The sequence below is a fragment of the Streptomyces sp. NBC_00154 genome (genome assembly GCF_026342835.1).
Lineage (GTDB): Bacteria > Actinomycetota > Actinomycetes > Streptomycetales > Streptomycetaceae > Streptomyces.
Genome location: NZ_JAPEMI010000002.1, coordinates 1485803 through 1507557, shown reverse-complemented (window position 1 = coordinate 1507557; position 21755 = coordinate 1485803). Strand labels below are relative to the sequence as shown.

Annotated in this window: 27 protein-coding genes and 1 pseudogene; 13 read left to right on the top strand and 15 right to left on the bottom strand. The window is 68.0% G+C overall.

Annotated elements, in window-relative coordinates; translation table 11 throughout:
- Positions 1-96 precede the first annotated feature (96 nt).
- Positions 97-684 carry a histidine phosphatase family protein gene (locus tag OHA03_RS43580; protein ID WP_267009443.1) on the top strand — a complete coding sequence of 196 codons (588 nt, stop codon included), beginning with the start codon at positions 97-99 and terminating at the stop codon, positions 682-684.
- Positions 685-741: 57 nt separating this feature from the next.
- Complete coding sequence (locus OHA03_RS43575) at positions 742-1029, top strand: hypothetical protein (protein WP_267009442.1); 288 nt, start codon at positions 742-744, stop codon at positions 1027-1029.
- Between the two features lie 208 nt (positions 1030-1237).
- On the opposite strand, the gene OHA03_RS43570 is transcribed toward OHA03_RS43575, so the two are convergent.
- Positions 1238-1804, bottom strand: a complete 567-nt coding sequence (locus OHA03_RS43570) for a TetR family transcriptional regulator (protein ID WP_267009441.1) — start codon at positions 1802-1804, stop codon at positions 1238-1240.
- Positions 1805-1952: 148 nt separating this feature from the next.
- Here OHA03_RS43570 and OHA03_RS43565 point away from each other — a divergent pair, with 148 nt between their 5' ends.
- Together OHA03_RS43565 and OHA03_RS43560 are read left to right on the top strand one after the other, a co-directional pair.
- Positions 1953-2891 carry an SDR family oxidoreductase gene (locus OHA03_RS43565; protein ID WP_267009440.1) on the top strand — a complete coding sequence of 313 codons (939 nt, stop codon included), beginning with the start codon at positions 1953-1955 and terminating at the stop codon, positions 2889-2891.
- Positions 2892-2953: 62 nt separating this feature from the next.
- Positions 2954-3796 carry a DUF1206 domain-containing protein gene (locus OHA03_RS43560; protein ID WP_267009439.1) on the top strand — a complete coding sequence of 281 codons (843 nt, stop codon included), beginning with the start codon at positions 2954-2956 and terminating at the stop codon, positions 3794-3796.
- Between the two features lie 101 nt (positions 3797-3897).
- Here the strand turns inward: OHA03_RS43560 and OHA03_RS43555 are convergent, their stop codons facing one another.
- Positions 3898-4053, bottom strand: a complete 156-nt coding sequence (locus OHA03_RS43555; protein ID WP_267009438.1) for a hypothetical protein — start codon at positions 4051-4053, stop codon at positions 3898-3900.
- Between the two features lie 301 nt (positions 4054-4354).
- Here OHA03_RS43555 and OHA03_RS43550 point away from each other — a divergent pair, with 301 nt between their 5' ends.
- The 3 genes from OHA03_RS43550 (at position 4355) to OHA03_RS43540 (ending at position 7124) form a co-directional block, all read left to right on the top strand.
- Complete coding sequence (locus OHA03_RS43550) at positions 4355-5497, top strand: PP2C family protein-serine/threonine phosphatase (protein ID WP_267009679.1); 1143 nt, start codon at positions 4355-4357, stop codon at positions 5495-5497.
- Positions 5498-5651: 154 nt separating this feature from the next.
- Complete coding sequence (locus tag OHA03_RS43545; RefSeq protein WP_267009437.1) at positions 5652-6419, top strand: D-Ala-D-Ala carboxypeptidase family metallohydrolase; 768 nt, start codon at positions 5652-5654, stop codon at positions 6417-6419.
- 237 nt (positions 6420-6656) lie between these two features.
- Complete coding sequence (locus OHA03_RS43540) at positions 6657-7124, top strand: DUF5990 family protein (RefSeq protein WP_267009436.1); 468 nt, start codon at positions 6657-6659, stop codon at positions 7122-7124.
- Between the two features lie 146 nt (positions 7125-7270).
- Here OHA03_RS43540 and OHA03_RS43535 read toward each other — a convergent pair.
- Together OHA03_RS43535 and OHA03_RS43530 are read right to left on the bottom strand one after the other, a co-directional pair.
- A pseudogene (locus OHA03_RS43535) lies at positions 7271-7451 on the bottom strand (hypothetical protein); the annotation flags it as partial.
- Positions 7452-7532: 81 nt separating this feature from the next.
- Positions 7533-8240 (bottom strand): SDR family NAD(P)-dependent oxidoreductase, encoded by a 708-nt coding sequence (locus tag OHA03_RS43530; RefSeq protein ID WP_267009435.1) that lies wholly within the window; start codon positions 8238-8240, stop codon positions 7533-7535.
- Between the two features lie 101 nt (positions 8241-8341).
- Here OHA03_RS43530 and OHA03_RS43525 point away from each other — a divergent pair, with 101 nt between their 5' ends.
- The 3 genes from OHA03_RS43525 to OHA03_RS43515 all read left to right on the top strand — a co-directional run bounded on the left by OHA03_RS43525 (position 8342) and on the right by OHA03_RS43515 (position 11060).
- On the top strand, positions 8342-9172 hold the full coding sequence (locus OHA03_RS43525) for a helix-turn-helix transcriptional regulator (protein WP_267009434.1): 831 nt from the start codon (positions 8342-8344) through the stop codon (positions 9170-9172).
- Positions 9173-9498: 326 nt separating this feature from the next.
- Entirely contained in the window at positions 9499-9906 is a 408-nt protein-coding gene (locus OHA03_RS43520; RefSeq protein WP_267009433.1) for a YciI family protein, read from the top strand.
- 8 nt (positions 9907-9914) lie between these two features.
- Positions 9915-11060 (top strand): RNA polymerase sigma factor, encoded by a 1146-nt coding sequence (locus OHA03_RS43515; RefSeq protein ID WP_267009678.1) that lies wholly within the window; start codon positions 9915-9917, stop codon positions 11058-11060.
- Positions 11061-11242: 182 nt separating this feature from the next.
- On the opposite strand, the gene OHA03_RS43510 is transcribed toward OHA03_RS43515, so the two are convergent.
- Both OHA03_RS43510 and OHA03_RS43505 read right to left on the bottom strand, forming a co-directional pair.
- A complete protein-coding gene (locus tag OHA03_RS43510) occupies positions 11243-12238 on the bottom strand; it encodes an iron-containing redox enzyme family protein (protein ID WP_267009432.1) in 996 nt (331 codons plus the stop codon).
- Entirely contained in the window at positions 12225-12563 is a 339-nt protein-coding gene (locus OHA03_RS43505; protein WP_267009431.1) for a VOC family protein, read from the bottom strand. Before OHA03_RS43505 ends, OHA03_RS43510 begins: the two co-directional genes overlap by 14 nt.
- Positions 12564-13149: 586 nt before the next feature.
- Between OHA03_RS43505 and OHA03_RS43500 the strand changes: the two genes are divergently transcribed.
- The 3 genes from OHA03_RS43500 to OHA03_RS43490 are packed head-to-tail and all read left to right on the top strand — an operon-like array spanning position 13150 to position 16478.
- A complete protein-coding gene (locus OHA03_RS43500) occupies positions 13150-14364 on the top strand; it encodes a histone protein (protein WP_323181387.1) in 1215 nt (404 codons plus the stop codon).
- A gap of 6 nt (positions 14365-14370) precedes the next feature.
- Positions 14371-15423, top strand: a complete 1053-nt coding sequence (locus OHA03_RS43495; RefSeq protein WP_267009430.1) for an SRPBCC family protein — start codon at positions 14371-14373, stop codon at positions 15421-15423.
- Positions 15424-15467: 44 nt separating this feature from the next.
- Positions 15468-16478: a Rieske (2Fe-2S) protein gene (locus tag OHA03_RS43490; RefSeq protein ID WP_267009429.1), complete on the top strand. Its 1011-nt coding sequence runs from the start codon at positions 15468-15470 to the stop codon at positions 16476-16478.
- 15 nt (positions 16479-16493) lie between these two features.
- Here OHA03_RS43490 and OHA03_RS43485 read toward each other — a convergent pair whose 3' ends face one another.
- From OHA03_RS43485 to OHA03_RS43445, 9 genes are all read right to left on the bottom strand, one after another.
- Positions 16494-16775 (bottom strand): plasmid stabilization protein, encoded by a 282-nt coding sequence (locus OHA03_RS43485; RefSeq protein ID WP_267009677.1) that lies wholly within the window; start codon positions 16773-16775, stop codon positions 16494-16496.
- Positions 16776-16824: 49 nt separating this feature from the next.
- Positions 16825-18030, bottom strand: a complete 1206-nt coding sequence (locus tag OHA03_RS43480; RefSeq protein WP_267007269.1) for an ISAs1 family transposase — start codon at positions 18028-18030, stop codon at positions 16825-16827.
- A 579-nt stretch (positions 18031-18609) separates the two neighbouring features.
- Positions 18610-18804, bottom strand: coding sequence for a CsbD family protein (locus OHA03_RS43475; protein WP_267009428.1), 195 nt, complete (start codon positions 18802-18804; stop codon positions 18610-18612).
- Positions 18801-19205, bottom strand: coding sequence for a gas vesicle protein K (locus OHA03_RS43470; protein ID WP_267009427.1), 405 nt, complete (start codon positions 19203-19205; stop codon positions 18801-18803). The genes OHA03_RS43475 and OHA03_RS43470 overlap by 4 nt, the downstream gene beginning before the upstream one ends.
- Positions 19195-19443 (bottom strand): gas vesicle protein, encoded by a 249-nt coding sequence (locus OHA03_RS43465; protein WP_267009426.1) that lies wholly within the window; start codon positions 19441-19443, stop codon positions 19195-19197. The genes OHA03_RS43470 and OHA03_RS43465 overlap by 11 nt, the downstream gene beginning before the upstream one ends.
- Entirely contained in the window at positions 19440-20255 is an 816-nt protein-coding gene (locus OHA03_RS43460; RefSeq protein ID WP_267009425.1) for a GvpL/GvpF family gas vesicle protein, read from the bottom strand. Before OHA03_RS43460 ends, OHA03_RS43465 begins: the two co-directional genes overlap by 4 nt.
- Positions 20252-20674 carry a gas vesicle protein gene (locus OHA03_RS43455; RefSeq protein WP_267009676.1) on the bottom strand — a complete coding sequence of 141 codons (423 nt, stop codon included), beginning with the start codon at positions 20672-20674 and terminating at the stop codon, positions 20252-20254. The genes OHA03_RS43460 and OHA03_RS43455 overlap by 4 nt, the downstream gene beginning before the upstream one ends.
- A 106-nt stretch (positions 20675-20780) precedes the next feature.
- A complete protein-coding gene (locus OHA03_RS43450) occupies positions 20781-21032 on the bottom strand; it encodes a gas vesicle protein GvpG (protein WP_267009424.1) in 252 nt (83 codons plus the stop codon).
- A gap of 9 nt (positions 21033-21041) precedes the next feature.
- Complete coding sequence (locus OHA03_RS43445) at positions 21042-21755, bottom strand: GvpL/GvpF family gas vesicle protein (RefSeq protein WP_267009423.1); 714 nt, start codon at positions 21753-21755, stop codon at positions 21042-21044.

Below are 21755 nucleotides of genomic sequence, written 5' to 3'. Positions count from 1 at the left end.
GTGCGGGCCGGTGCCCGCTTCGAGGCGTCCTGGTCGAGTGTCCGGAAGCCGCGACAGCCTGATCACACGTCAGATCATCAGGTAGCGTGCGGGGTTATGGGTGAGCTGATTTTGATCAGGCACGGCGAGACCGAATGGAGCCGGTCGGGTCAGCACGCCGGCCGCACCGACATCCCGCTGACTGACGCAGGTGTGGCCGCGGCCAGGGCGCTGACTCCGGTGCTGGCCCGCCGCCACCTGGTCGCTGCGTTCAGCAGCCCGCTGAGCCGCGCCATGCAGACAGCCGAACTGGTGGGCCTGACCGACGTCAAGCCCGATCCTGACCTGATGGAGTGGGACTACGGCGGCTACGAGGGCATGACCGCGGCGCAGATCCGGGAGACGCGGCCGGGCTGGGAGTTGTGGCGGGACGGCGTTGTTCCCGGTGACGCCGGCTCTCCTGGCGAGCAGCTTCAGCAGGTGGCTGCGCGCACGGACGCGGTGCTCGACCGGATCCAGCCGCTGCTGAAGGGCGGCAACGTCGCCCTTGTCGCGCACGGTCACCTCCAGCGCGTACTCACCGCGCGCTGGCTCGGCCTCGACGCGTCCGCCGGCCGGCTGTTCCGCCACCCGGGTCCGGGCACGCTCAGCGCCCTGGGCACCGAGCATGGGCGGCCGGTCATCTCCGCCTGGAACGTCCTGTAGCGGCAGCCCGGCAGATACCTGCTTGACACCACCGGCGCAGCCCACCGCAAACTGCAATTGAGCGTTGTCCATGCGGAAGGCCCCAGCCAGATGCAGGACGCGTCGCAGGCGCCGTCCGGTGCCCCGGTCCCCCACTTCGGCGCAGTGCTGGACTGGCTACACGCGATCGACAACGGAACGGAAACACCGCAGCACACCGAGAAGGCGGGCAGAGCCGAAGGCGACGCACACTCGAAGCTTCTGGACTTCCTCTACGCAGCGTCGGACACCGTGACCCCGGACCTTCCAGCCCGCACGCACTCAGTCCTGCCGTTGGCCCTGCTGACCGGTCAGGGCGCGCTCTGATCGGTGGCGACGGCGCCCTACTCGCTCGACGTGTCGGCGTGCAGTGCGCGGTACGTCTGCGCCACGGCCGGGTGAGCCCCGGCCCGCGGCGCGCGCCTTACCGAACGGGCGGCGGGCGGGCGCAGTCAACGGCGCCTGCGCGGACGGACGGTGGCCAACCGCTCGCGGACGGACCAGCAGTGGCCTGCTGCCCGGACCGGGCCTGCGGTCACTCGCCCGCGGCCACCGCTTTGAGTTCGTCGAGCGATTCCCGAAAGAAGTCCGCCAGGGTGCGTTCCCCGCTGTCGCCGACCCAGCGCTCGAACCCGACCTTGAAGACGGCGATACCCGCCTCCGCGGTAAGGCTCGCGGCCGGGTCCTTGACGCCGCGCCGACGCAACGTGGCGGCGAGCGCCGCGGACAGCGACGCGAGCTTGATCAGCTCGCGCTCATGCAACTCCGCGTTCGCCATGATGACGGCCTGGCGCTGCCGGGCGAACTCGTGACGCTCCAGGAAGAAGGCGGCGACGGTCTCCAGCGTCGAGGCCATCGCGTCGATCGGCGTGGCGGAGTCCGGAGTGCCGGCGAGGGTGTCCACGAAGATCTCCTCCAGCGCGTGCGAACCCCCGAACAGCACCTCGCGCTTGTCGGCGTAGTGCCGGAAGAACGTCCGCTCGGTGAGCCCGGCGCGTTTGGCGATCTGCGCGGCGGTGGTCTGCTCGAACCCGCGCTCGCTGTAGAGGTCCAGCGCTGCCTGCTCAAGCCGCCCGCGCGCGTTCGGCTCCCATCTACCCATACGCCGATCCTACGTGACGACAGTGACTGACATCAGGTGCTACGCTTGATGACAGTCACTGACATAGGCTCGTTCGCCGCACTTCCCGTGTCCCGGTACCCCCGGTACCGCGCGGCGAGGACGGTCGACCTACCCGGAGGTTCTCCTCATGCGCGTGTTCGTCACCGGCGCGTCCGGCTGGATCGGTTCAGCCGTTGTTCCGGAACTCATCGGCGCCGGCCACCAAGTCGTCGGGCTCGCCCGCTCGGGCGCCTCGGCCGCCACCCTCGCCGAGGCCGGCGCCGAGGTGCGCCGCGGCACGCTCGACGATCTCGACACCCTGCGCAGCGCGGCTGCCGACGCCGACGGCGTGATCCACCTCGCCTTCAAGCACGACATCGCGTTCAGCGGCGGCTTCGAGGACGCCGCCGATGCGGACCGGCGTGCCATCGATACGTTCGGCGAGGTGCTCGCCGGCTCCGACCGCCCGTTCCTCATCGCCTCCGGCACGCTCGGGCTGGCGCCGGGGCGGGTGGCGACCGAGCAGGACGGCCAGGGGTCCGGCCCGGTCGGTGCCCACCTGGCCGGCGGCCCGGCCAAGCGGCTGGCCAACGCGCACATGACGGTCGCCCTCGCGGACCACGGCATCCGCTCGTCGGTCGTGCGCCTTCCTCCGACCGTGCACGGCGACGGGGACCACGGTTTCCTCGCCACCGTGGTCGCCATCGCCCGCGAGAAGGGCGTCTCCGGCTACATCCGGGACGGCGCCAACCGCTGGCCCGCCGTGCACCGGTCCGACGCCGCGCACCTCTTCCGCCTGGCACTGGAGAGTGCTCCGGCCGGCTCCACGCTGCACGCGGTCGCGGACGAGGGTGTGCCGATCCGTACCGTCGCCGAAGTGATCGGGCGGCACCTCGGCCTGCCTGTGGCCTCGGTCTCCCCGGACGACGCGCCCAGGCACTTCAGCTGGCTGGCCGGCTTCCTCGGCATGGACAGCACCGCCTCCAGCGCCCGCACCCGCGAACTGCTCGGGTGGCATCCGACGCAGTCCGGCCTCATCGACGACCTCGACAAGGGCCACTACTTCGCCACCGTTCCTAAGAACTGAGCGGGAGTGAAGCAGGGGCCGGCTCCAGGAATCGCATGCCCCTTCGGGGGCACACGGTGGGCATGGCAACTGGATCGGCGAAGGCACGCGGACGCGTGCACGCCCAACGCGCGGCGAACAGCACAGCAGTCTCGGCCGCAGCCCGTGCGGGCTTCGTCGCCCGCGGGGTCATCTACGTACTGATAGGCGTCATCTCGCTTCGGATCGCGCTCTCCGACGGCGGTGGCAAGCAGGCGGACCGCGGCGGTGCGATCACCGAGATCGCCGAGAAGCCCTTCGGTACCGTTCTGCTCTGGCTGCTCGGCGTAGCCCTGGCGGGCATGGCCCTGTGGCGGCTGTCCGAAGCCGCTTTCGGGCAGGCGGGCCCGGACGGCAAGAAGGCGAGTAAGAGGGCGATGGCCGCCGGCCGTTTCGTCTTCTACGGATTCGTCTCCTACTCCGTGCTGTCCTACGCTGCCGGAGACGAGGGCAGCGGCAGCGGCAGCTCCGACAAGAGCTCCCAGGACGTCACAGCGAAAGCGCTGGACTGGCCCGGTGGGCAGTGGATCGTCGCTGTCGCCGGTATCGCGGTGGCCGCAGCCGGTGTGTGGATCGCGGTGAGGGCGATCAGGCATAAGTTCCATAAGCACCTGAAAATGTTCGAGATGTCAGAGAAGATCCGCAAAACGATCGATTTCCTCGGAATGTTCGGCGGCGCCGCCCGGGGCATCGTCTTCGCTGTCGCGGGTGTCTTCGCCGTAGCGGCGGCCGTCCAGCACAAGCCCGGTAAGGCCAAGGGCATGGACGACACCCTGCGCTCCTTCACCGAGACCCCTGCAGGGCCCTGGCTGCTGGTACTGATTGCAGTCGGCCTCGCGGCGTTCGGGGTCTTCTCCTGGGCCAATGCCCGCTGGCGCAAGGTCTGACAGGCGGCGATGGATCCATGCGGTACGCGGGGTGGCTGCGGCTACAGGAATGCCTGTCGCCGCAGCCGCCCTCCGTCGCCGCTCCGGTGTGATCCCCGATGTCAGCGCAGCCACCGATCCTGGTCGGCGGGGCGGTACAGCGTGACCACTTCGGGAAGCCTGTCGAGCACCGGACGCCGGTACGTGGCAACGATCACCGCGCCGTTGTGAGCGAAGAGCGGTGCGCCTCGCAGCACCTCCAGCTCCGGCCTCCGCACCTTGGCAGTCGTCAGCCCCCGGGAGCTGTGCAGGGTCCCACACCCCGATGCTGAACGTGTTGAGGAAGACCTGCTGGTCACCGCCGCCCGGAAAGATGTCTGCCGAGCCGGGTGAGCCGCCCGGCGCCCCCCTTCCCGGGGCGGGTGCCGGGGCGCTCGGAGGACGATGCCCGGTCTACGTCGGCCGTAACCGCGTCGCCCGCCCGGATCGCGCGGCCGCGAAGTGGTTGAACCTGCGCGGCGGCTTGCTCTCGCCGACTCGTCAGCGGCCCCGGGGCGGTGCACTGTGGAAGACGTGGGCATAAGGGAAGGCGTCGCGGGTCTGCGGGAGTCATGGCGGCCGGGCCATGCGCTCCTGGCGATTCCCGTCGCGCTCATCGTCGTGATCGCAACCGTGGACATCCTGCTGCCGGAAGACATCTATCTGGGACCGCTGCTGGTCATCGCGCCCGCGATCACTTCCTCATTCGAGGGCCCTGCACTGACCGGAGTGATCGGGCTCCTGGCCCTGGTAGCCCAGGCATACATCGCCCTGCACTCCGGCGTACTGACCTCCAGGAACGCATTGGTGCAGATCGCCGCCCTCGCGATCCTCTCCGTCCTGACCGTGTTCTTCTGCCTGATACGCGAGCGGCACAGTCGACAGCTCGCCCGGGTGCGCTCGGTGGCCGAAACCACACAGAGGGTACTGCTGCGGCCGCTCCCGGACCGGATCGGCCCACTGCGGATCGCTTCCCTGTACCTGGCCGCCGAGGACGAAGCTCAGATCGGGGGCGACCTGTACGCGGCCACCCGTATCGACGGCAGAACCCGCATGATGATCGGTGACGTGAGAGGCAAGGGCCTGGCCGCCATCGAAGAAGCCGCCCTCCTCCTCGGCGCCTTCCGCGAGGCCGCCCACCAGCACACCGACCTGCCCGCACTGGCCGCAGCCCTCGATCAGAGCGTCACCCGCTACCACGCCGACTTCGAACCGGAGGATGAGGATGACGCCGGGGAACGCTTCGTCACAGCGCTCCTGCTGGAGATCCCCGAGGAGGGCCCCATCAGCCGAATGACCAGCTGCGGCCACCCTGCGCCCCTGCTGCTCAGCCCAGGACATGCAGAAACCGTCCCCAGTCGGCACCCAGCGCCCCCGCTGGGGATCGGCGACATGGGGCCGGCGGCCTACACCGTCGACGTGTTTGCCTTCGAAGCAGGAGACACCCTCCTCCTTTTCACCGACGGCGTCATCGAAGCGCGCGACCGAGGCGGCGACTTCTACCCGCTCGCGGAACGCGCCGCCCAGTGGACGGAGAGCCCCCCGGAGACACTCCTGTACCACCTGAGACGCGACCTCCTCGCCTACGTCGGCGGACGCCTGGGCGACGACGCCGCCATCATCGCAATCCACCGCAGCCCCGTCCCCTATCCGGAATACCGCCCTGCAGATCACCTGTCCTGACGGCTTTCCGTCCCGGCTCCGGAGGAACCGGAACCACCGGACGCCGGCAGGCGCGATATCGGTAACGGCGCTCTTCCGCTGCACTCGCATGTCCATGACACTGGCCCAGTTCGCGTCATCCACTGCACTGCGACAGGTCCGTGAAAGGACGAAGATGGCTCCTTCCCGCTTCTCTTCCCGCTTTCCGCACTCGTTCGACCGCCGTACGGCGCTGCGCGGGACGTTGGCCGCCGGTATCGGTGCCGTACTCGGGCCCGTTCTGCTGTCGGGGGCCGCGCAGGCGTACTCCTGGTCGCGCACCCTGAACCAGGGGGCCACCGGCGCCGACGTGACCGAACTGCAGATCAGAGTCGCCGGCTGGGCCGCGGACAGCGCCAGCCAGACCCGCGTGGCCATCGACGGCAACTTCGGTGCCGGCACCGCGGCGGCGGTCCGCCGGTTCCAGGCGGCCTACGGACTCACCGCCGACGGCAGCGCCGGGCCCGCGACCCAGTCGCAGCTCAACGCCCTGGAGCAGTCGGACGGTTCGACCGTGCACTTCGACTTCAGCGAGTTCACCGACCGGATCAGCGGCACCTTCTCCGGCGGCAAGCTGAGCGCGACCGACGTCAAGGAGAATGTCCGCCGCGCGATGTACAAGCTTGAGGCGCTGCGCAAGAAGCTCGGCAACGTCCCCATCACGGTCAATTCCGGTTTCCGCAGCATTGCACACAATGCCGACGTCGGCGGCGCCAGCGACAGCATGCACCTGTACGGCACGGCGGCCGACCTTGCCGTCCCCGGAGTGCCCAACAAGACCGTCTACCAGAAGGCGGAGACCTCCGGATTCTCCGGTCTGGAGACCTACACCGCGGACCACCAGCACGTCGACAGCCGGGCGGACCTCGGCAGGGCCTGGTGGTGGGAGAACGGCACCGTCTAGTAGGAGTCTCCTGAAGATCTAGTTGGTGGAGGGGTGTCCCGGTTGGGGGTGCCCCTTCGCGGTTGTGCGGGGATGGTGGCTCGGGTCCAGGTGTGGGGGTGAGGCCGAGTTCGGTCAGGCGGCGGAGGTTGGGGGCTGCGGCCCTTCTCCGACCCGCACAGCCGGCATGAGCCTCAGGAAGCCTGGCCGTGGAAGCCGCAAGGCGTCGGGCACATGCGATGGAGGATGATGGCCTTCATGCACATCCGCATCGACGCCGTCGACCTGCCCGGCCTCACCTGCCCGGCCCCCGCTGACGCCAAAGTCCCCGCGTACGACAACATTCACGTCGCCGTGCAACGTCGCGACCGTCCGGCTGAACTCCTCGACCCGCAGCCCGGCGACGCCGCGTCCGCGACGTGGACTCTGGAGTGCACCGCGATCGCCTCGCCGACCGGCACCGAGGTGAAGGGCCCCTACGTGCAGGACCGTCTGGGCCGCCGGTTCATCTACCTGTCGTGGGGCACGGTCGACGAGGCGGGAACCTTCACGATGTTCCGCCGCGCCAAGCTCATGCTCGACGTCGTCCCCGCCGACGTACTCGCCTCCGCCGCACACGACGGCCTGCTGGTCGGACGCCTCGGGCTGACCGACGCGTGCGGCAGTCCCCTATGCGCACGGGTCGTGCCCCCGCACATCGCCTGGACCGCCGAGCCCGCCGCGTAGAAGCGGCTGCCAGCCGGGGTGCGCGACAGCCGCATCGCGGCTGTCGGTCCGTGTGGCTGTCCGTGAGCTCCGAAGGGGCCGGCGAAAGGTTGTCCCGAAATAATGGCGTGACCGAGCACAGAGCTGCCTGATAGCTGGCGTTGGGCTCAGCCGGTGGCTCGTGAAGTGTCCAGAGACCGGGCGAAGTCGGCGAGCGTGCGGAAGTCGTCCTCGCGCAGACCGATCCGCGGGTTGACGTGGTGCAGAAGCCCACGCCCACGGTGGTGGCCGGTCACGTACGCCTCGTCCAGATCGCTGTTCATCGTTCACCCACGCGAAGGGACGCCCGTTGATAGGAGGCCGCGCCCACCCCGCCCGGCACGTCGGGGTGGGCGCGGCACCGTCGAGGTGATGGCGGCTGGTGCGGCCTTACCAGGGAAGGGTGCCCTCGGCATCGAAGTAGCCTCCTGTGGGGCCGTCGTGGCCCACCTGCGCCATACGCACGATGATCTCGGCGCCCTGTTCGACGCTCTGGACGCCGGTGTTCCCGTTCAGGTCGGTCTTGGTGAAGCCGGGCTCCACCGCGTTGATGCGCATGTTCGGGAACGCCTTCGCGTACTGCACGGTGATCGTGTTGACCGCTGTCTTCGACGCCGGGTAGGCAACGCCCGGGTAGGCGTACGACGGGGTACCCGCACTGGTGAGCCGGGTCAGCGAGCCCAAGCCACTGCTGACGTTGACCACGACCGGGGCCTCGGAACGCTCGAGCAGCGGCAGGAAGGCGTGCAGGACACGCACGGTGCCGAAGACGTTCGTCTCGAACGTGTTCCGCATGATGTGGGCGGTCACGTCCGCGGCACCGATCACAACGTTGCCGGCACCCCTTTCCTCGATGCCTGCGTTGTTGATCAGTACGTCCAGTCCTCCATCGGCCTCGATGGTCCTCGCCGCCACCTCGACGGACGCGTCGTCGGTGGTATCGAGCTGGACCAGCCGTGCACCCAGTTGCTCGGCGGCCCGGCGCCCGCGTTCGGCGTCCCGGCTTCCGATGTAGACGGTGTGGCCCGCGGCAGTCAGTCGGCGGGCGGTCTCGAAGCCGAGACCCTTGTTCGCTCCGGTGATCAGTGTCGTTGTCATGCCTCCAGGCTGCAGCTGAGTGTCGGAAGCAGCCAGGAGTCCCATCTTCCTGGGACCGCCAGTACCAGGAAGTTCCGCGCGTGGCGGTGCACAGTGGTGACATGGCGAGCACGGATTTCGGGCGCACAGTGCGGCGCTGGCGCGACCGGGTCTCCCCGGAGGCAGCCGGGCTGCCCACGGGCGGCCATCGGCGCGCGGCCGGGCTGCGCCGGGAGGAGCTGGCCCTGCTGGCCGGGATCTCGGTCGACTACGTGACCCGCCTGGAACAGGGACGGGCGACCAACCCCTCGGAGCAGGTCGTCGAGGCCCTGGGGCGTGCCCTGCGACTCTCCACGGCCGAGCGCGAGCACCTGTTCCACGTCGCCGGGCTCGTACCCCCGGGGCAGGGGGCGGTGCCCGCCTACATCACACCGAGCGTGCACCGGATGCTGGACCGGCTGACCGGGACGCCCGTCGCGGTCTTCGACGCGGCGTGGACGCAACTGCTGGCCAACCCGCTGTACACGGCGCTGATGGGCGAGCGGCACGGCCGGGAGCGCAACGGCGTGTGGCGCGCCTTCCTCGGGTCGGGTGATCGCGTCCGCTACACAGCGCAGTCCCGGCGCGCGATGGAGACCACCGTGGTCGCCGACCTGCGCACGACTGTCGGACGGTACCCGGATGACCAGCAACTGCGGCGCCTGGTAGCAGAGTTGCGCACGAACAGCGAACGGTTCGCCGGACTGTGGGATGCGGGCGCCGTGGGTCAGCACGAGGCTGCGCGAAAGACCATCGATCACCCGCAGGTGGGCTCCCTGACGCTGGACTGCGATGTGCTCAGCGTGGCGGGCAGCGATCTGCGCATCATGATTTACACGGCTGAGCCCGGCACCGAGGACGCCGAACGCCTGGATCTCCTCGCCGTCCTCGGCACCCAGGCACTCGTCGGATAGCCGCCCTGCCGCGACCACTACTTCTTCGCGGCTTTCGTCCGCAGGTCACCGGCCTGCGGGTGGGAGACAAGGTGAGCCACCCTGGGGAACCCCATGCATGCCTTGCAGTTCCGTTCCAGCCACGGACCGGACAGTAGGCGCCAGCACCAGGGTCCGTCTTCGAACGGATCTTGCCCGCCGTGGACCCGGACACCGCGAGACGGCTCACCCAGGCTCATCCACGAGAGCCCAAAAAAACGGACGGCGATGTCGAGAACCCGCGTCCGGCTCCGTCCCCGGGGTGAACGCGACCACAATGGGTCGCACGAGCACCGAGGAGAACCACGATGGCCAAGTACCTGCTGCTGAAGCACTACCGCGGCGCCCCGGCTTCGGTCAACGACGTGCCCATGGACCAGTGGACGCCGGAGGAGATCTCGGCGCACATGCAGTACATGAACGACTTCGCGGCCCGGCTGGAGAAGACAGGCGAGTTCGTCGACGGTCAGGCGCTCGCCCCCGAGGGAGCCTGGGTCCGCTACGACGGTGAGGGGCGCCCGCCGGTCACCGACGGACCGTTCGCGGAGACCAAGGACCTCATCGCCGGCTGGATGGTCATCGACGTCGACAGCTACGAGCGCGCCGTCGAGCTGGCCGGGGAGCTTTCGGCAGCCCCTGGGGCGGGCGGCAAGCCGATCCACGAGTGGCTGGAGGTGCGCCCGTTCCTGGCCGCGCCGCCCACCATCACGGAGTGACATCACCGATGGACGAGGTCCTGCTCAGGAGCCTCACACCGAGCGTGCTCACCGTCCTCGTCCGCCGCGGAGCCGACTTCGCGGCGGCCGAGGACGCCGTGCAGGACGCTCTGGTCGAGGCGCTCCGGGTCTGGGCGGCCGATCCGCCGCGGGATGCCAAGGGCTGGCTGGTCACCGTGGCCTGGCGCAAGTTCCTCGACGCGACGCGCGCTGACACCGCCCGCCGCCGGCGTGAGGACCGCGTCGATGAGGAGCCGGCGCCCGGACCGACGCCCGCGGTGGACGACACGCTCCAGCTCTACTTCCTGTGCGCCCACCCGTCGCTGACCCCGGCATCGGCGGTCGCTCTCACGCTGCGCGCCGTCGGCGGTCTGACCACCCGCCAGATCGCCGAGGCCTACCTGGTGCCCGAAGCGACCATGGCGCAGCGCATCAGCCGCGCCAAGCGCACCGTCTCCGGCGTGCGGTTCGACCGGCCCGGCGACGTCGCCACCGTGCTGCGCGTCCTCTACCTCGTCTTCAACGAGGGCTACTCCGGCGACGTCGACCTCGCCGCCGAGGCCATCCGGCTCACCCGGCAGCTCGCGGCCCGCATCGACCACCCCGAGGTGGCGGGGCTGCTCGCCCTCATGCTGCTCCACCACGCCCGGCGTGCCGCCCGGACCGCGTCCGACGGCAGCCTGGTGCCGCTCGCCGAGCAGGACCGCGGCCAGTGGGACACTGCGTTGATCGCCGAGGGTGTCGGGATCCTCCAGGCCGCTCTCGCCCGCGACCGGCTGGGCGAGTTCCAGGCCCAGGCCGCCATCGCGGCACTCCACGCCGACGCGCCCACCACCGAGGAGACCGACTGGGTGCAGATCGTCGAGTGGTACGACGAGCTCACGCGCCTGACCGACAGCCCGGTCGTCCGGCTCAACCGCGCGGTCGCCGTCGGGGAAGCCGACGGACCGCGCACCGGCCTGGCGGCGCTCGCGGCGCTGGACGCCTCACTGCCCCGTCACGCCGCGGTGGCGGCGTACCTCCACGAGCGCGACGGCGACCTGGCGACGGCGGCACGGCTGTACGCCGAAGCGGCCCACAAGGCACCCAACCTCGCCGAGCGCGACCACCTGACGCGCCAGGCAGCCCGGCTCAACGCCCGCGGGTGTCGCTGACGGGTCGCGCTCGGATTTGCCCGCAGCACGTGGCGCGGCCCCGTGGCCAGAGCGGTCGCCTCAAAGTGAGTAGGGGTCGAGACCAGCTGCGCGACGCGTTGCCGGCGGGGAAGCTCAGCGGCGGTCGTCGTGAACGTTTCGCCGCTACCGCCCGATCTTTGGGACACGTAATCCCGGACGGTTTACTCTCCGCCAGTGTCGAGGAGCGGCACGCGGAGTGAGGACACGCCGTCCTGCCAGGCGCCGAGCAACTGCTCTCCGAACCGGTCTTCCAACCATCCGGTGGCCGCGATGCCGAACGCGACATCTGGTGCCAGATCCGGCTCCACCTGGAGCAGACCGGCGACGACCTCATGCCGCACGAGTTGCTCGTGCACGGCGTCGGCCTCGACATGCTCCGTATAGAAGTGGACCGCCGCAGGCCCGGCGCCGGCTCGCTTCAATGCTTCCGCGAGGCGCTTCGACCCCGGGGAGGAGGTGATCTCCACTGAGGCGAAGTGACCGACCAGCGCACCACGGTGTGAGCGGTGGAGCCCGAAGAGCGACATGAGGTTGACGGTCGCGAGCATCTGCCGCGATCCGGCGTCGAGGTAGCGCCCGTACGAGGTGTCCAGGTGGAGGTCTGCCATCAGATCGGCGAACAACTTCGAGTGGATCCGTTCCGCCCGTCCCGCTCCGAATTCGTCGTACTCCACACCTACCATTCCCGCCTTGGCCCGACCCGTCAGGCGCGGAATCACCCACACGTGCGGATCAGCCTCCTTCAGGTGGTACAGCGAGCGTTGGACGGCATACTCGCGCAGATGCCACAGCTCGCCCTCGTCCCGCAGGAAGTACGACACGCCTTCGGCGTCCACCGGCTCCAGAAGGACTTCGTCCAGTGCGCTGCCGACATCCTCGGCAACCGGCACGTCAGCGCGCAGAGCCGCCAGAAAGCCCCGCTCCAGCGCGGCACGCACCCTGAGCAGGTCCGGATTCCACTCCCACATGCCGGCCACCCCGTCGAAGCCGCGGTAGTGCAACTCGTAACAGAGATACAGGGCCAGCTGAAGATCGTCGCCGTACGGATCGGCGCCCCCCACCAGGGACGACTCCGGCAGCACGTGCCGACCCGGTTCCCCGCCGAGCGCCTCGATCAAGGCGGCAGACACCTCACCTCGTGCTTCAGGCAGCTTCATGGTGCTCCCTTCCTCGACCCGGCGGTTCGTTCCGTAGGGACACCGCGAAAGAGAAGGAGTGCCCGGCGAGGTCGGGGTGGAAGCGCACGCCGCATGGCCCACGGCAGTCCTTGGTGTCTATCGGCACAACGCCGAGGCTCACCGCTTCGCGTTCCGCCCCGTCCAGACGGATCGCCACGTGTACGCCGTTGTGGCCGACGAGTTCCACAAAATCAGGATCGCTCACGACCTGAATTTCCGCATCGAGGAGTGAGGCGCAGAACTCCGCCAGAGCTTCCGGCTCCGCGCAGTCCAGAACGAGGACACTTGCCTTTGCAACTGTCATGTGATTCGGGTACCCGCCGACACTCAGAACACACGGGCGACGGTCAGTGGATGCAGGGATGGGATTCCATCATCGAAAACCGCCTTTATGGGGGCCTTCCACAGGCACCGCGTCGGCCTTCGTCACCGTGGCGCGGGTCTGTTCACCGATTCGGTCGGCACGGATGATCACCAGCTCTTTCTCACTCCTCGCAGAAACGCCGGGGTTCAGGCGTTCCCGGGCGGGGCGTAGCGCTGCACAGCACGGCAGGCGCCAGCAGTAGCACGCACCGCCTTGCCTCAGCGGCCAGAGGCTCCGCGGCCGTGACCCATATGGCGGGCCGGACAGACACCAATCCCTCGTGGCGCCACCCACGGCTACGGCACGGCTCGCGGCCCGCCCAGACGTCCCGTCGCACAGCGGGATCAGCCTGTTTTGCAGCGGGGCTAAAGGAGTCTCATGACCCGCTCGGGATGCGCGGGCCATGGCACCCATCAACTCTGGATATGGCGGAGCAATGCCGCTGAGTGGCGGCCCCCTGCGCAGACGCCGATCGGCTGCCTGCCCATGAAAAGGTGACGCACCCATGAATGACGCAAACAAGATCTTGCTCGCCGCAGCCCTGGCCGGCGGCTATGTGCTCGGCCGTACGAAGAAGGGCCGGTTCGCTCTTACGGCGGCGTCCTATATTGCCGGGCGTCAATTCGGTCTTGAACCGCGACAGCTCGTGGTTCAAGGGATCCGTAAGTTGGGAGAGATCCCGCAGGTTGCGGACCTGGGTGAGCAGCTGCGCGGGGAGGTCATGAACGCGGGCCGGGAGGCGGTCACCGCTGCTGCCAACCGTCGGCTGACGACGCTCGCCGATTCGCTCCGGGAACGTACCCTCCAGCTCGAAAGCGGCGGGGAAGAACCGGAAGTGGAGGAAGAAGAAGAGGAAGAGTACGCCCGCGGCGAGGGCGAGGAGCCGGAAGAGGAATACGAGGAGGGCGAGTACGAGGAGGAAGAGCCCGAAGAGGAATACGAGGAGGGCGAGTACGAGGAGGAAGAGGAACCCGAAGAGGAAGAAGGCGAGGAAGAAGAGCCGGAGGAAGAGGAGGAGCCCGAGGAGGAAGAAGGGGAGGAGCCCGAGGAGGAAGAAGAGGAGGAGCCGGAAGAAGAGCCCGAAGAGCGGCCACGCCGACGCACTCCCCGCGCTGCCACGAAGCCGCGTATGCCCAGCAAGTCAGCCGCTGGCCGGCGTGACAAGACAAAGCGGGGGGCCCTCGCGAAGAGGGGTGCGGAGAAGCCGCCTGCCAAGAAGGCCACCGCGAAGAAGGCAGCGCCTGCCAAGAAGGCCACCGCGAAGAAGGCCGCACCCACCAAGAAGGCAGCGCCTGCCAAGAAGACCGCCGCCAAGAAGGCCGCACCCACCAAGAAGGCAGTGCCTGCCAAGAAGACCGCCGCGAAGAAGGCCGCACCCACCAAGAAGGCAGCGCCTGCCAAGAAGACCGCCGCCAAGAAGGCCGCACCCACCAAGAAGGCAGCCGCCAAGAAACCAGCCCCTGCTAAGAAGACCACCGCCAAGAAGGCGGCCCCCGCTAAGAAGTCCACCGCGGAGAAGTCAACTCCCGCTAAAAAGACCTCCGCCAGGAAGGCACCTGCGAAGAAGGCCGCCGCGAAGAAGCCAGGGAAGAAGACCGCCGCCAAACCTGCGAAGAAGACTGCCGCCAAGAAGGCGCCTGCGAAGAAGACTGCAGCACGGAAGAAGGCCGCTCCCGCTGCGAAGAAGACCGCCAGGAAGAGCGCCAAGAAGACATCATCGCGCGTCGAGCGCCGGAGGTAGCCGGTCATGGCAAAAACAGAACAGGACAACGCGGACTCGGGACTCGACCGGCTGCGTGACGAACTCACGGACTATCTGACGGCGTGGGTGGGGGATCTGGCCGAACGGGCCGGCGACAAGCTGATCGATGTGACGGACCAACTCACCGACGTCGCCGAGAACGGCGGATCGCTCTCCAAGGTCGGAGCCTCCCTCCTAGGAGGTGACTCCCCCCTCAAGGCTGCGCTCTCCGGGACGGCGAAGCACGTCAAGGACAGCGTCCTGGGGAAGGCCAAGGAAGCTCTCGGCGGCGGGCACGGACGCAAATCAGGCGACAAGAAGGTCACAAACATCATCGAGGTCATCGATGTCGGGGTGCCATTGCGTACGGCCTACGACCACTGGACGCAGTACGAGAAGTTCAGCAGCTTCACCAAGGGCGTACGGGATGTCTCGCGGACCGACGAGACGACCAGTGACTGGAAGGTCAAAGTTGGTCCGTCGACTCGGGGTTGGAAAGCGACCGTCCAGGAGCAGCTGCCCGACGAACGCATCGTCTGGACTTCGGAAGGCGCCAAGGGATCGACCCGTGGTGCGGTCAGTTTCCATGAACTGGCACCCGGACTGACCCGCATTGTTCTGGTCGTCGAGTACTACGCCTCCGGGCTCTTCGAAAAGACCGGAAATCTGTGGCGCGCTCAGGGACGGCGACTGCGGCTGGACCTCAAACACTTCCAGCGCCACGTCACCCTCACCGACGAAGAGCCAGAGGGCTGGCGCGGCGAAATCCGCGACGGCGAGGTCGTACGGACTCACGAAGACGCTCTTGAGGACGAAGAAGCCGAGGGCTACGACAGCGAAGAGGACGAGGGCGAGGGCGAGGGCGAGGAGGAGAACGAGGAAGAGGACGAGGGCGAAGACGAAGACGAAGAGCAGGAGGAGGACGAGGAGGAGGACGAGGGCGAAGACGAGGAGCAGGAGGAGGACGAGGAGGAGGACGAGGGCGAAGAGGAGGACTGGGAAGAGGACGACGAAGAGGAGGACGACGAAGAGGAGGACGACGAAGAGGAGGAGGAGTGAGCCCCCGGCAAGCCACACAGGCGTGGCGACATCCTGCCCGAGACTTGCGGCCACCGGAGTGGGGCGGAGTCGCCGCCAGTTTGAGAATCGGCCGCGCATGGCAACCGCACATCATGCGGCTTACAGCGGCGTATACGAAATTCGCGGTTCTCACTCCGGGCAGCGGCACGGTGACAGGAGCCGCCGACCGCACCGAGCGCCTCTTCCTGAAGTCCCTCGACGCGCTGGGACACCTGGAGAGGCTTGATGTGGTGATCAGCCCCGTGCAGCGGATCGTGCGCGGCGTGCCTCTGGGGCGCTACCGCGATGTCCTGCACGGTCTGCCGATCGGCCACCCCTTGCACCCCGCGCTGGTGCAGATTCCGATGGGCGCGTGGTTGTCCGCCGCGGTGCTGGACGTCATGCCCGGCACCCAACGCAGTGCCCGCCTCCTGGTGGGCATGGGCATCCTTGGGGCCGCGCCGGCCGCGTTGGCCGGCTGGGTGGACTGGGCCGAGCAGCATGAGGACCAGATGCGTACCGGCTTGGTACACGCAGCGTCGATCGCCACGGCCCTCGGGCTCTACGCCGGATCCTGGGTGCAACGCGGCCGTGGTCGTACGACACTGGGCAAAGCGCTCGGCTTTGCTGGGCTATGTGCGGCAGGCACTGGCGGGATGCTCGGTGGGCACCTCGCCTACCGTCTGGCCGCAGGAGCCAACAAGACGACGCCGGTGCCGCACCTGCTTGAAGAGGGTTGGCACCCGGTAGGCAGAGTAGAGGACTTCCCGGTCGGTGAGGCCGTGCGGCAGGTGTTGGGCGAGGTGCCGTTGCTGGTCTTCCGTCAGCCGGGCGGACACATTCACGTCCTCGCCGAGCGGTGCAGCCACCTATCAGGGCCACTGTCGGACGGTGAGGTCGCTGACGGCTGTGTGGAGTGCCCTTGGCACGGCAGTGTCTTCCGGCTGTCGGACGGCGTGAACGTAAGGGGGCCGGCTACCGCTCCGCAGCCGTCCTTCCAAGTGCGCGTGGACGGCGATGGCACCGTCCACGTACAGCTGCCGGGCGCCGGCTGAACAGGCAATGGAGTATCAACGGCCCAGAGCGTTCCGAAGCTGCTGCTTGTTCATCGAGGAACGGCCGTCGATATTCCGCTTCTTCGCCTCCTCGTACAGCTGATCCTTCGTCGGCCCCTGTGGTCCGCTGTGGGACCGTTCGCCACCGCGTTGCGAGGCGGACTTCCTGTCTTGAGTGGAGACCTTGCTGGAAGTCTTCGACTCGCCGGTGCGCGCCCGCTCCTTGTTCACGGTGCGCGCGGCAATTTCCTTCGCACGCTTCGTGGGCTCTCCCCTTGCCTCGGCGCTCTCCTTGATGTGCTCGACTGGCCAGGGTCATTGCATGATCGAGATCTGTCTGGGTTCGTCACGTGAGACCGAGGGTTCGTAGGGGCCGGTGGTAGTCGCGGCCGGTGTGGCGGAGGGCGGCGGCGATGTTGGTCTGGCCGTCCTGGCGGAAGACGCTGATGGCGAGGTTGCGCAGGGAGGCCATGGCGCGAGGCAGGGTGCCGGTGCGGACCTTGGAGTCGTCCTCGCGGAACGTGCGGTCCCGCACGTGGTGCAGGAGGTTCTCGATTCCCCAGTGGCCTCTGATCCAGGTGGCGAGCTCGGTGCAGGTGGCGTCGAAGGCGCTCAGGCTGGTGATCAGGTAGACGCGCTCGATGGTCAGCTTCCCGGTGCTCAAGTCGCGTCGCCACCGTACGACTTGGATCGCCTGGCGGGCGCCGGGGTAGTCGAGGTGGCTGAACGCGGCGACCTTGAGCCGGCGGATCTCGTCGCGGTGGTGGGCGTGGTCGCGAGTGCGGTGCCCGAGCGGGATGTCTCGCCAGGGCAGCTTCCTGACCTGGGCGTACAGGCCCGGATGGTTCTTCTTCACGACGGCCACGTAGTGCGCGCCGCGACTGGTCAGATAGGCCCCGTGGTCGTGCTGGGTGTGCAGTGCGTCGGCGGTCACCACCGTGTTCTCCAGCTCGAGACCGTCCAGCAACGGCGCGAAGGAGGGGATCTCGTTGCTCTTGGAAGCGACCTGCCGCTGGGCCAGGACCACGCCGTGGTGGTCCATCGCCGCCAGCAGCTGGATCGCCGCGGCCGTTGCGGTTCGCGATCCGCGGACCACCTTGCCGTCGACCGCGATCACCCGTCGCACCGGCCCTTTCTCCGCCTCCGGCTCGACCGGGGGCGGCGTTCTGGCCTGCAGATACGCGCTGATCGCCGCGTCCAGCGCGTCACCGTCCACACGCTGCAGCAGGCGGCGCACGGTTGCGGCGTGCGGCACCGGCCGCAGACCGGTAAGTGGATCGGCAGCGAAGCCGAGGACGCCCAGCACATGCTGCGGGGCATCCGTGATCCACTCGCTGATCGCGATGAGCGAGCGAGCCCCGGTCAGCACCGCCGAGACGGCTGCGCACAGCAACGCGAGGGCCGGATACCGCAGTCCTCGCGCATCGCGGGGATCGGCGACCAGGATCAGGAAACGCCGCAGGTCAGCGACATCGCTTGAGGTGAGGGGATCAGTCGGGGAACCCAGTTTCTCCAGTGCGGAAGGGATGGGCGATGATGTTCGGGCAGGCACGGTCTCGCTCGGTTCTCATGGGTCTCGACAACCACATGATCACCAGCACCGTGCCTGCTCTGCTCTCCCGGGCCCCTTGCCCCACAACGGACATGACGCCACGTCACTCACGAGACCGGCGAACCGGACCAATCCCAATCACGCAATGCCCCTGCTCGACTGGCGCTCACGTTTCTCGCTCGAACCGGCAGGCACGACGTCCTCCTTGACCTGGGCGGACGGTGTTGATCGGCGGTCGGCTGCGGCGCAGTGCGATCGTCCTTCCACGCACAGCACATACCCCTGCGGTCCAAATGGATGCGCTGCGCTACTCGGAGCGCAACGCAGCATCGGACCGCCTGGTGGACACGCCTTGTCATCCACCGCCTCAGCAGTGCCCACCCTTGGCTCAGCGCCAACCTGTGCCCTTCGCACCTCCCGCTCTTCGGAGCAGCTGGCCCGTGGGCGGCGAGCCGTAAACGCGGTAACGCGTTTCCCCGAGTGGGCCGGCTGAGCATCTGATTGCGCTGGACGTCACCTACCGGCCCACCGTTGCTCGGAGTGCGGCGGGACCACGGCTGTCAGGGTTGAGGGTCTCCTTCAGTGCTTGAAGGTGTCCCTACCCTTCTCCACTGCGTGCTGCATTTTGCCCTTGATCTTTTCGACCTTTCCCTTTTTCTCCATACTCTTGTTTCCCATGGCCTTCCCGGCCACTTCCTTGGTCTTGCCCTCGATTATTTTGCCGATGTTTCTGGTCTTCTTGCCGATATCCATGTCGTGCTCCTTCAGGGTCATTCGGTGGGTGGTAGCAGAGTTCCGAGAGGCCCGAGATTCAGATTGAGGTCTTGCATGGAAAGGTCGTATCGAGCGCAGAGCTCAATCATGCGATCGTGCAGAATCATCAGCGTTTCTCCCAGGCGCTCCTCCTGCACCTCGGTGAGACCTCCGGCGTCCACCCGCTGCAGGGCCTGGCGTTCCATGAGCTGTCGCAGCAGCTCGACGATGGTGAGGACGAGCTTCATCAGATCTCGTTCCACCGTGTCGGGGTCGGTGGTGATCCGCTGAGCCGGCCTGCGGTCTGCGCCACCACAGGTCATGACATCCTGCGGCGGCGCGGGCAGCAGGCGGAAGGCGCGGGCGGCGGCGTCGGCGACTTCGTCGAAGCGGTTGCCGGGCGGGTGGTCCTCACCTGTCATCGTTGTCTCCTGTGGGTGCTGAAATGGCCTGCCACGGGGATGGATTCTGCTCGCTGATGGAGACGATCAGCGCGCGCAGCGATATCCGTACGAGGTCGATATCGGCGATGGAGAGCACGATGTCACCAGTGAGGACCACGCCTCCGCTGAGTAGTCGGTCCAGCAGATCGATCAGCGCGATCTGCCGATCCGCCAGCGGTTCCTCCGATATGGCCTGCGGCCTGCCCGGCGCCTTCACGGGACGACCCTCTTCATCGGCTCGACATCGGTCGGCGTAGCGAAGGAGTAGGGCGCCCAGGGCCCGGTGACTTCGACGCGCACACCTGGAAATCCTTCCGCAGCGTGCAGGACGTCGGCGCGGAAGGATTCGGCATGCTGCAGCGGTACGAGGTACGCGTCGTTGATGACGTTCTCTCCCGGCCCACGGGCGAGTTCGCCTTGCTGCGGCCGATGCTGAACCCGGTCGACTGCATGGACACGGGCTGCGGATTCGATCCGCTCAGCCGCCTGTGAGGCGCTGCGATAGACGTCTTCGCGGGCGTGTCGTTGTGCTCTGCGGTGGCTGAGGTAGGCCCGCCCCGGGCTCAGGCCCGCTTCCGTGGGTGGGTCTGCCGGACTCGCGGCTGCCTCGGGCGCTTCGACATAGATCTTGACGCCCCACTCCACCTGCGCGGCCAGGGCGGTCAGTCGGCCGGCAAATGCCTCGCGGCGGGACTGGAGCATGCGTCGCATCCGCTCGTCGTCGAGGTAAACCGTCGCCAGACGAAGTGGCAGGACGGTGGTGCGAGCGGCCAATGCCTCAATCACACGGTTATGGGCGCGGGCGACGGACTCCAGCCAGTCCAGGTCTTCGAGATGCGCGCGCAGCGCGGACTCCTGGAAGTCCTGCTCAGGCACCGCACTCACGGCAACTACCACATCGTCACCTTGTTCTACGCGCACCAGATGCACGGGCGCGTCCGCCACCCCGGGAAGCCCCGACAGAACCTCCTCCAATGATCCGTCAGCATCCCGCGCGACGGCGTACGCATAGGTGATGGATTCGGTCATGGCGCGTCCCGCCTATCGCTGCGGGCTCTGGGCGCTGCACGTTTGGTACGTGAAGTGCGGCGCGGAGCTGCAGAGCCACTCTCCTCTCCCTCGGCCGGTGGCAGCTCACCGCCCTCGTGCATCGCCTCAATCTCGGCACGCAGTCTCTTGTTCTCCTCGGCGAGCGAGCGGTACCCGTCGTTGGCGCGTGAGGACAGCGAAGGATCATGCTCCCACCAGTCGATGCCCATCTCCTTCGCCTTGTCCACCGACGCGATCAGCAGGCGCAGCTTGATGGTGAGAAGTTCGATATCCAGCAGGTTGATCTGGATATCGCCCGCGATGACGATGCCCTTGTCCAGGACCCGCTCCAGGATGTCGGCGAGATTGGCCGAGGACCCCTGACCGTAGGGGGTGGCCCTGGACGGGAAGTCGCCCATCCTCCTGGCAACGGGTTCGTTCACGGCGCTGCACCTCTATCCCGGGTGTCCCTGCGTTGCGACGGGAGCGCGTAGCAGCGCTCCGGCTCCGCGGCAGCTGCCGCGATCAGGTATCGGTGCCCTGGACATGGGCCCTGATCTCGTCCAGCCGGTCCAGCAGCTCGTCCTCGCGCCGGTCGAAGGTTTCCTCGTCGATGTCTCCCGCCAGCAACGCCCGCTCGAGCTCGGCGAGTTCCCGCTCGACGGGGGCTGGGTCGTAGTACTCGTTCTCCGCGGCCTCGACGACGCGCTCCATGACCCAGGCCACGCCGCGCACCGGCGCCAGTGGGAGGGTGGCGAGTTGAGTGAACAGCCCCATGAGAACTCCCTAGACGAAACTGTATGCGGGCAACGGGCCGAGGAGCCTGAGGTCGAAGTCCTCCCCCAGCTCCTTGGCGAGACCCTGCTCCTCGCCGAGGAAACTCTGCTCCTTGTCCCGCTCCACCAGAAAGGACACGTTCAGGAAGTCGTTCCCCGTCGCCTGCGACGAGCGTTCCTCCCGCGCGAACCCCCGCAGGGCATCGAGGACTCCAGCAGCGAGCCGGTCCTGCCGCTCCTCCACTTCACGGGAGACCAGCTCGCCGAGGGCGAACGACAGGTCCGGGCTGCTGTTGCCGCCTCTGATCTCCTCGTTGAGCCCGCGCGCCTCGTCGGACTCCAAAAGGATCTGCCGCAGCAGGGCATCCTCATCCTGGGCAGCCTTCAGGTGGTATTCCACGCAGCCCTCCAGCGCCCGCAACCGCTCGGCGAACTCGTCCTTGCGCTCCTCCAGCACCGCTCGTACGGCGTCGTCGTCCGGAGTGGTGAAGCCGAACTGCAACGGTAGAACCGTGCCGTCGGCCATCAGTCGCTCCTGCACGGCCTGATGTGCGCCGAGGTCCCTGCGTTTGGGCCGTAGATCCTCGGGGGCGTCGCTGACGACCGCCGCCAGCTTGTCGGTCTTCACGGTGCGAAGGCTCGTGGGTGGATTCCCTACCCCGTCGAGGTCGGCCAGGCGCTGCGGATGGGTGGCCGCGACGATGGAGTAGACGTATACGGCCAT